Below are 9,109 nucleotides of genomic sequence, written 5' to 3'. Positions count from 1 at the left end.
CCCACTCGAAGTTGTCCAGCAGCGACCAGGCGAAGTAGCCGCGCACGTCCACCCCGCCGGCCAGCGCCTGCCGCACCGCGTCCAGGTGCCCGCGCAGATAGCCGATCCGCAGCGGGTCGTGCACCGCGCCGTCCGGGCCGACGGTGTCGTCGAAGGCCGCGCCGTTCTCCGAGACCAGCAGCGGCACCCGCGGGTAGCGGCGGCCGATCCGCAGCAGCAGGTCGCGCAGGCCCGTCGGGTCGACGGCCCAGCCCATCGCCGTCCGCTCGCCCGGCGGCACATGGAAGCGGACGTGCTTCTCGGTGCCCGGCCAGGGGGACGCCGCCCCGCCGCCGTGCCCGTCGGAGCCGGCCTCCCCCGCGGGGCCGTGCGAGACCAGCGTGGGCGTGTAGTAGTTGATGCCGAGCAGGTCCACGGAGCTGCCGTGCGGGATGTCCCGGGGCCTGACGAAGGACCAGTCGGTGAGCTCCTCGGTGTCCTTGAGCAGGTCGTCCGGGTAGCCGGAGCCCAGCATCGGCCCGAGGAAGATCCGCCCGCCCAGGGCGTCGATGCGGCGCGCCGCGTCCCGGTCCGCCCGGGAGGAGGTGAGCGGCCGCACCTCCGGCAGGTTGAGCGTCGCCGACACCTTCAGCCCGTGCCGGCGCAGCGCCTCCGAGGCGAGCAGATGGGCGAGGTTGAGGTGGTGCGCGGCGCGCAGCGAGGACTCCGGCTCGGTGCGTCCGGGCGCGTGCACCCCGGAGGCGTAGCCCAGGAAGGCCGCGCACCAGGGCTCGTTGAGCGTGGTGACATGGCCGACGCTGCCGGCCAGCGCGCCGCCGACCAGGTCGGCGTACTCGGCGAAGCGCAGCGCGGTGTCGCGCACCGGCCAGCCGCCGGCGTCCTCCAGCTCCTGCGGCAGGTCCCAGTGGAAGAGCGTGGGCAGCGGTGTGATGCCGCGCTCCAGCAGGGCGTCGATCAGCCGGCGGTAGAAGTCCAGGCCCTTCTCGACCAGCGGGCCGCGGCCGCCGGGCTGCACCCGGGGCCAGGAGAGCGAGAACCGGTAGGCGTTGAGGCCTATCTCGGCCATCAGCGCGACGTCCTCGCGGTAGCGGTGGACATGGTCGGCGGCGGTCTCGCCGGTGGCACCGCCGACCACGGCGCCGGGGCGGCGGCTGAAGGTGTCCCAGATGGAGGGGGTGCGGCCGTGCTCGGCGACGGCCCCCTCCACCTGGTACGCCGAGGTGCCCGCACCCCACAGGAAGTCCGGCGGAAACGTCATCGGCGGGGTCCTCTCGTCTGGCTGTCGAACTCGGGGCGGTGGAACGACTGCTGGCCGCCGCTCATCCCTTGACGGCTCCCTGCATGATGCCGCCCACGATCTGCTTGCCGAAGAGGGCGAACGCCAGCAGCAGCGGGACGGTGGCGACCACGGCGCCGGCCATGATGACCGCCTCGTTGATGTTGTAGCCGCCGCCGATGCTGGCCAGCGCGACCTGGAGGGTGGGGTTTCCGCTCGGGGTGAGCGCGATCAGCGGCCACAGGAAGTCGTTCCAGGCCTGGACGAAGGTGAGCATCCCCAGCACCGCCATGGCGGGCCGGGCCACCGGGAAGACCACGTGCCAGACGGTGCGCAGCGAGTTGGCGCCGTCGACACGGGCCGCCTCCAGCAGCTCGGTGGGCAGCGCCTCGCTGAGGAACTGCCGCATGAAGAAGACGCCGAACGCGGTGACCAGGCTCGGCAGGATCACCGACTGCAGCTGGTTGGTCCAGTGCAGCCCGGAGATGATCTGGAAGAGCGGCAGCACGATCAGCTGGGGCGGCACCGCGATCGTCGCCACCACCAGGATCAGCAGCAGATTGCGGCCGGTGAACCGCAGCTTGGCGAAGGCGAACCCGGCGAAGGTGGAGAAGAGCACGGTGGAGACGGTGACCGCGCCGGCCACGATGATCGAGTTCACCATCGCCAGGCCCAGGGTGTGCGCCCCGGGCCCCTGGTAGTCCCACACCGCCCGCAGGTTCTGCAGCAGATTGCCGTGCGGGATCAGCGGCGGCGGGCTCTGCGCGATCCGGCTCTGCGAGGTGGACGCCGCGACCACCGCGAAGTACAGCGGGAAGAGCGAGACCAGGGCCACCACGGAGAGCACGATGTAGGTGATCGGGCCGCCGCTGTGCAGGCGGCCGGCGGGGTTGCGGGTGCGGAGGCTCATGCGGACCTGCTCAGGCGTCGGGCGATCAGGGCGTTGAGGCCGCCCACGATCACGGCGATGAAGAAGATGACCCAGGCGACGGCGGCGGCCCGGCCCAGGTGCTCGGAGTTGAAGGCGAGCCGGTAGACGTACAGCGCGAGCGTCGAGTACTGGTTGGACGAGCCCCCGTTGATGCCCTGGGCGCTGCCGCCGAACAGGTACGGCTCGCCGAACAACTGCAGCGAGCCGATCGCCGAGATGATCACCGTGAAGAGGATGGTGGGCCGCAGCGAGGGGACGGTGACATTGCGGAACTGCCGCCAGCGGCCGGCCCCGTCCAGGGCCGCGGCCTCGTAGAGCTCGCCGGGCACGGCCTGCATCGCGGCCAGGTAGATCAGCGTGTTGTAGCCCGTCCAGCGCCAGATGACGATCGCCGAGACGGCCAGCTGGGACGTCCAGGTGCCCGGCTCCCAGGCGACCGCCTTGAATCCGAACAGGTGCAGGAACCAGTTGGCGAACCCGGCGTCGTTCTGCTGGAAGACGAACTGGAAGATCAGCGCCGCGGCGGCCACCGAGGTGGCGTACGGGGCGAGCAGCGCCACCCGGAAGAACATCCGGCCGCGCAGCCGGTAGTTGAGCAGATGGGCCAGGCCCATCGCCATCAGCAGCTGCGGGACGGCCGAGATGAGGCCGATGGTGACGGTGTTGCGCAGGGACTTCCAGAAGACGGCGTCATGCCCCAGCATCGTGTAGTTGCCGAGCCCGTCCCAGGTCATCTGCCCGGGTGCCAGGGTGCTGACGGAGTGCAGCGACATCCATCCGGTCCAGATCAGCGGAAAGATGCCGAAGACCGCGAAGAGCAGGAAGAACGGCGCCACGAACAGGTACGGGGACGCCTTCGTGTCCAGCCTGTGCAGCAGGCTGCGGCGGGCGCGGCGCCGGGCGTCGTCGGAGGTCTTCGGCGCCGACGGGGCGGCGGGCGATTCGACCACGGACACGGTCGACTCCTTTGCGGAGGAAGGCGGAGGGGACGTCCGTGCGGACGCCCGTGCGGAGGGCGGTGCCGGGACCGGGAAGGTGCGCTCCGGTCCCGGCACCGCGGGCGGAAAGGCGCCGTCAGCCGGTGGTGTCGGTCTTGATCTGCGCCATGGTGGCGCTCCACGCGGCGGCCGGGCTCTTGTGCTTCTGCTCCATCAGCAGCACGCCGTTGCCCATGTCGTTGCGGATCACGCCGTCGTACTGGCCGATCGGAGCGGCCGGGATCTTCTTGGCCGCGGCCGCGAAGATCTGCCCGATGGGCGCGTTGGACATGAAGGCGTTCTTGGCGCCCGAGACGGACGGGTCGGCGTACGCCTGCACGTTGGACGGGAAGTTGCCGATGTTCTTGGTGGTGAAGATCTTGGCCTCCTGCGGCGCGGCGGTCAGCCACTGGACCAGCGCCTCGGCGGCCTTGGTGTTGCGGCCCTGGGAGGGGACGGTCAGGTAGGAGCCGCCCCAGTTGGAGGCCTGCGGCGCGGTGGCGATGTTCCACACGCCGGCGTTCTTGGTTCCGGAGTCGTTGACGATGTTGGCCATCTGCCAGGCCGGGCAGATGGTGGTGGCGAAGGTGTTGTTGGCGAAGCCGGAGGCCCACTGGGTGGAGAACTGGGCGATGCCGCCCGTCTCGCCCGCGGCGACCGCCTGGCCGGCGAGCGCCCAGGCCGCCTTCACCGACGGGTTGGCCTGGTAGATCGCCTTGCCGCTCGCGTCGTAGTACTGCGTGGCGCCGCTGCCGACGACGCTGTTGAAGAGGCCCTCGCCGCTGTCCAGGAAGTGCGTGCCCTTGGGGGCGTGCGCCTGGTACTGCTTGCCGACGGTGTTGACGAAGGTGGTCCAGCTGCCGGCCCAGAGCTTGGCGACCGCGGCGGGGTCGGTGGGCAGCCCGGCAGCCTTGAAGAGCTTGGTGTTGTAGCAGACCGCCTCGGGGCCGAGGTCGGTGCCGAGGCCGACGACGGCGCCGCTCTTCGCCTTGCCCTGGGCCCACTTGACGGCCGTCCAGTTGGACTCGGCGACGCCGGAGACCTTGGAGAGGTCCTCGAACTTGCCGGCCAGGGTCGAGGTGACCTGGCCCATCCGGGAGACGTCGAAGGCCTGGATGTCGTCGGCGCCGGATCCGGAGGCGAGGTGGGCCTGGGTGGTGTTCCAGTAGTTCTGCTCGTTGGCGTTGGTGTCTTCGACGATCTTGATGTTCGGGTGCAGCTTCATGTACTCGGCGAACAGGTCGGCGCCCTTGGCGTTGTAGCCGAAGGTGCCGAAGTCGCCGACCCGAAGGGTGACCTTGCCGCTCGTCGAGGAGCCGGACGACCCCGAGCCCGAGCTGCCGCAGCCGGCGAGCAGCCCGATCGCGGCGAGTCCGGCCGCCATCGGAACAAGGACCCGCCGTCTGCTGGGACGTCCCGCCCGCCTACCGGATATCCTCATGATTTCCTCCTGCCGTATGGGAGCGCTCCCACTATCTCGTTGACGCAGAGACTCCACCGGAGGACGGTCAAGTGTCAACAGTTGAAGACAACTTGGTTATCGAGCCGTGTCTGACATCGTCGGCACTCGATGCGGATTCGCACGAAAGGCAGTGATATGAACAGCAATGAACGCCGTCCCACCATCGAGGCGGTCGCGGCGCGCGCGGGGGTCGGACGCGGCACGGTCTCGCGCGTCATCAACGGCTCGCCCAAGGTGAGCGCCCGCGCCCGGGAGGCCGTCGAGGCGGCCATCCAGGAGCTCGGCTACGTCCCCAACCGGGCCGCGCGCTCCTTGGTGACCAGCAGGACGGACGCGATCGCCCTGGTCATCCCCGAGCCGGAGAGCCGGCTGCTCGCCGAGCCGTACTTCGCCGACATCATCCGCGGGGTGAGCGCCGAGCTGTCCGCGAACGCGGGGGCGGTCGACCTGCAGCTGCTGCTGATCCTGGTGCGCACCGAGGAGGAGCGGAAGCGGCTCACCAACTTCCTGACGGCCCGCCGGGTCGACGGGGTGCTGCTGGCCGCCGTCCACGACCGCGACCCGCTGCCCGACCTGATGGAGAAGCTGGACATGCCGACGGTGCTGGGCGGCCGCCGCTCCGACCGCGAGCGCCTCAGCCACGTCCAGCCGGACAACGCCGGCGGCGCCGAGGCCGCCACCACCCACCTGCTGGAACGCGGCCGGCGGCACATCGCCACCATCACCGGCCCCCGCGAGATGGAGGCGTCCCGCTCCCGTCTGCGCGGCTACCAGCGCGCCCTGGCGGCGTACGGGACGGCCGTCGACGACGCGTCACCGCTGGTCGCGGAGGCCGACTTCACCGAGGAGGGCGGCCGGGCGGCGATGGCCGAGCTGCTGGCCCGGCAGCCCGGGCTGGACGCCGTCTTCGCGGCGTCCGACGTGATGGCCGCCGGCGCGCTCGCCGCGCTGCGCGCGGCGGGGCGGCGGGTGCCGGAGGACGTCGCCGTGGTCGGCTTCGACGACTCGATGATCGCCCGGCACACGACGCCGCCGCTGAGCAGCGTGCGGCAGCCGATCGAGGAGATGGGCCGCGAGATGGTGCGGCTGCTGCTCGACGAGATCGAGGAGCGGGGACGCTCGCACCGCCGGGTGGTGCTGGCGACGGAGCTGGTGGCGCGGGAGTCGAGCTGACCGCCCGCGGGCGGCGTCCGGGATGCTGCGGCCCGCGCCCGGCTTGCGCCCGTCTTGTGCCGGTTTGCGGACCCTCGCGCAGTTCCCCGCGCCCCTCGCGGGGCACCCACCGCCGCGGCCTCTGCGTTCACTCATTGGAAGTAACTCGCAGCCTCATTTGGAACCGCTCCCACAACAGGGACGCGAGGAACCGCGCGAGTGAGCGCCGCAAACCGGGCATCCGAAGAGCGACCCCGAACCCCGCGGCGGACCCCTGCCAAGCGCCGGCGCCGGCGTCAGCGCCAGCGGCCGGAGGCCGCGAGCACCAGGCCCGCCGCCACCACGCCCGCCGTGGATGTCCGCAGCACCGACGGCCCCAGGCGGCAGACCGACGCCCCCGCCGCGGTGAACCGCTCCAGCTCCTCCGGGGCGATCCCGCCCTCGGGCCCCACGACGAGCAGCACCTCGCGCGCCTCGCCCAGCCCCGAGGCCGCCAGCGACGCGAACGCCGCGGCGCCCGCCTCGTGCAGCACCACCGCGACGTCCGCCGCCGCGACCCGCTCCGCCACCTCGGCCGTCGACGCCGGCGGCGCCACCTCCGGGAAGCGCAGCCGCCGCGCCTGCTTGCCCGCCTCGCGCGCCGTGGCGCGCCACTTGCCGAGCGCCTTCTCGCCGCGCGGCCCCGACCAGCGCGTCACGCACCGGGCCGCCGACCACGGCACCACCGCATCGACGCCGACCTCGGTCATCGTCTCCACGGCCAGCTCGCCCCGGTCTCCCTTGGGCAGCGCCTGCACGACCGTCACCCGCGGGGCCGGCGGCGCCTCGTCGCGCACCGCCTCGACCCGGACATCGATGCCGTCCTTGCCGCGCACCGCGTCCACCACGCCGTCCACGCCGCGCCCGGCGCCGTCCGCCAGCACCACCGCCTCGCCGGCCCGCAGCCGCTTCACCGCGGCCGCGTGGCGCCCCTCGGGGCCGTCCAGCGGGACCACGTCCCCCGCGGCGGCGCGCGCCAGCGCCCCGCCCTCCACCACGAACACCGGTGCGGTCATCGGCCGTTGAAGGCGTCCTTGAGCCGGGAGAAGAGGCCCTGCTGCCCCGGGGAGAAGTGCCCCGAGGGACGCTCCTCGCCGCGCAGCGTCGCCAGCTTCCTCAGCAGCTCCTCCTGCTCGGCGTCGAGCTTGCTGGGCGTCTGCACCTCCACATGGACCAGCAGGTCGCCCCGGCCGCCGCCGCGCAGATGCGTGATGCCGCGGCCGTGCAGCGGGATGGACTGCCCCGACTGGGTGCCCGGCCGGATGTCCACCTCCTCGCGCCCGTCCAGCGTCTCCAGCGGCACCTGGGTGCCCAGCGCCGCCGCCGTCATCGGCAGCGTCACCGTGCAGTGCAGGTCGTCGCCGCGGCGCTGGAAGACCTTGTGCGGCAGCTCGTTGATCTCGACGTAGAGGTCGCCGGGCGGGCCGCCGCCGGGGCCGACCTCGCCCTCGCCGGACAGCTGGATCTTCATCCCGTTGTCGACGCCCGCCGGGATCTTCACCGTCAGCCGGCGGCGCGCCCGCACCCGGCCGTCGCCCGCGCACTCCGGGCACGGGTTGGGGACGACCGTGCCGAAGCCCTGGCACTGCGGGCACGGGCGGGAGGTCATCACCTGGCCGAGGAAGGACCGCGTCACCTGGCTGACCTCGCCGCGCCCGTCGCACATCTCGCAGGTCTGCGGAGTGGTGCCGGGGGCCGCGCCCTCGCCGTTGCAGGTGGTGCAGACCACGGCCGTGTCGACCTGGAGGTCCTTGGTGGTGCCGAAGGCCGCCTCGGCGAGCGTCACATCGATGCGGATCATCGCGTCCTGGCCGCGGCGCGTCCGCGAGCGCGGACCCCGCGCCCCGGCGCCCTGGCCGAAGAACGCGTCCATGATGTCGCTGAAGCCGAAGCCCGGACCGGCCCCGAAGCCGCCCGGACCGCCGCCGCCGTTGGACGACAGCGGGTCGGCCCCGAGGTCGTACATCCGGCGCTTCTCGGGATCCGACAGCACCTCGTAGGCGTTGTTGATCTCCTTGAAGCGCTCCTGCGTCTTCGGGTCCGGGTTGACGTCCGGGTGCAGCTCGCGCGCCAGCCGGCGGAAAGCCTTCTTGATCTCTTCAGGGCTGGCGTCCCGCCGAACGCCCAACGCCTGGTAGTAGTCCGCGGCCACCTACGACTCCGCCAGAATCTGTCCGACGTACCGTGCCACTGCGCGTACCGCTCCCATCGTTCCCGGGTAGTCCATACGAGTCGGGCCGACCACGCCGAGTTTCGCGACGGCCTCGTCGCCCGAACCGTAGCCGACGGCCACCACCGATGTGGAGGCCAGCCCCTCATGTGCCTTGTTCTCGTGCCCGATCCGCACGATCATCCCGGATTCGGACGCCTCCCCGAGCAGACGCAGCAGGACCACCTGCTCCTCCAGTGCCTCCAGCACGGGACGGATCGTCAGCGGGAAATCATGGCCGAATCGCGTCAGGTTGGCGGTGCCGCCCAGGATGATCCGCTCCTCCGTCTGCTCCACCAGCGTCTCCAGCAGCGTGGAGAGGACGGCGGCCACGTTGGGGCGCTCCGCCTCCTCGAAGGCCAGCGGCAGCTCCTCGACGAGCCGCGGCACCTCCTTGAACGGCTGGCCGACGACCGCGGCGTTCAGCCGCGCCCGCAGATCCCCCAGCAGCGCCTCGCCGACCTCGCCGGGGGTGGCCAGATGCCGCTGCTCCACCCGGCCGGTGTCGGTGATCAGGATCAGCATCAGCCGGGACGGGCCCAGCGAGAGCAGTTCCACATGGCGGACCGTGGAGCGGGTCAGCGACGGGTACTGCACGATCGCGACCTGCCGCGTCAGCTGGGCGAGCAGCCGGACGGTGCGGGTGACCACGTCGTCGAGGTCGACCGCGTTCTCCAGGAAGCTGCGGATCGCCCGCCGCTCCGGCGTGGACAGCGGCTTGACGCTGGCCAGGCGGTCGACGAAGAGGCGGTAGCCCTTGTCGGTGGGGATCCGGCCGGCGCTGGTGTGCGGCTGGGCGATGTAGCCCTCCTCCTCCAGCGTCGCCATGTCGTTGCGGATCGTGGCGGGCGAGACGCCGAGGTTGTGCCGGTCGACCAGCGCCTTGGAGCCGACCGGCTCCTCGGTGCCCACGTAGTCCTGGACGATGGCGCGCAGCACCTCGAGCTTGCGTTCGTCGAGCACGGCCGACGCACCTCCGTCCCTTCGCTGCCGATCCCGGTCCCGGCCTGGCACTCTACCGAGCGGAGTGCCAATCGCCCCGCAGCCAGTGTACGGCCGGGGT

General features: G+C 72.0%; 8 protein-coding genes. 1 reads left to right on the top strand and 7 read right to left on the bottom strand.

The annotated features are described in order from the left end of the window. The 4 genes from BIV57_RS20530 to BIV57_RS20515 all read right to left on the bottom strand — a co-directional run. A partial coding sequence (locus tag BIV57_RS20530) for a GH1 family beta-glucosidase (protein WP_071658340.1) occupies positions 1-1,258 on the bottom strand: 1,258 nt, incomplete at its 3' end. A gap of 61 nt (positions 1,259-1,319) precedes the next feature. Continuing rightward, positions 1,320-2,186 (bottom strand): carbohydrate ABC transporter permease, encoded by an 867-nt coding sequence (locus BIV57_RS20525; protein ID WP_071658339.1) that lies wholly within the window; start codon positions 2,184-2,186, stop codon positions 1,320-1,322. Continuing rightward, on the bottom strand, positions 2,183-3,163 hold the full coding sequence (locus tag BIV57_RS20520) for a carbohydrate ABC transporter permease (protein ID WP_079170534.1): 981 nt from the start codon (positions 3,161-3,163) through the stop codon (positions 2,183-2,185). Before BIV57_RS20520 ends, BIV57_RS20525 begins: the two co-directional genes overlap by 4 nt. 118 nt (positions 3,164-3,281) lie before the next feature. Beyond that, complete coding sequence (locus BIV57_RS20515; protein ID WP_245797824.1) at positions 3,282-4,568, bottom strand: ABC transporter substrate-binding protein; 1,287 nt, start codon at positions 4,566-4,568, stop codon at positions 3,282-3,284. Between the two features lie 213 nt (positions 4,569-4,781). On the opposite strand from BIV57_RS20515, the gene BIV57_RS20510 reads away from it, so the two are divergent. Next, positions 4,782-5,819 carry a LacI family DNA-binding transcriptional regulator gene (locus tag BIV57_RS20510; RefSeq protein WP_079170533.1) on the top strand — a complete coding sequence of 346 codons (1,038 nt, stop codon included), beginning with the start codon at positions 4,782-4,784 and terminating at the stop codon, positions 5,817-5,819. Positions 5,820-6,094: 275 nt separating this feature from the next. Here BIV57_RS20510 and BIV57_RS20505 read toward each other — a convergent pair whose 3' ends face one another. From BIV57_RS20505 to hrcA, 3 genes are read right to left on the bottom strand one after another with little or no spacing between them, the layout of a single operon-like run. Then, entirely contained in the window at positions 6,095-6,853 is a 759-nt protein-coding gene (locus tag BIV57_RS20505; protein ID WP_071658335.1) for a 16S rRNA (uracil(1498)-N(3))-methyltransferase, read from the bottom strand. Then, a complete protein-coding gene (gene dnaJ, locus BIV57_RS20500) occupies positions 6,850-7,989 on the bottom strand; it encodes a molecular chaperone DnaJ (RefSeq protein ID WP_071658334.1) in 1,140 nt (379 codons plus the stop codon). Before dnaJ ends, BIV57_RS20505 begins: the two co-directional genes overlap by 4 nt. Further along, a complete protein-coding gene (gene hrcA, locus BIV57_RS20495; RefSeq protein ID WP_071658333.1) occupies positions 7,990-9,009 on the bottom strand; it encodes a heat-inducible transcriptional repressor HrcA in 1,020 nt (339 codons plus the stop codon). It lies immediately after the preceding gene. Positions 9,010-9,109: the final 100 nt, after the last annotated feature.

This window comes from Mangrovactinospora gilvigrisea, from assembly GCF_001879105.1.
GTDB classification, from domain to species: Bacteria; Actinomycetota; Actinomycetes; order Streptomycetales; family Streptomycetaceae; genus Mangrovactinospora; species Mangrovactinospora gilvigrisea.
The sequence above is the reverse complement of the archived record's forward strand: the minus strand, read 5'-3'. Positions and strand labels throughout refer to the sequence as shown.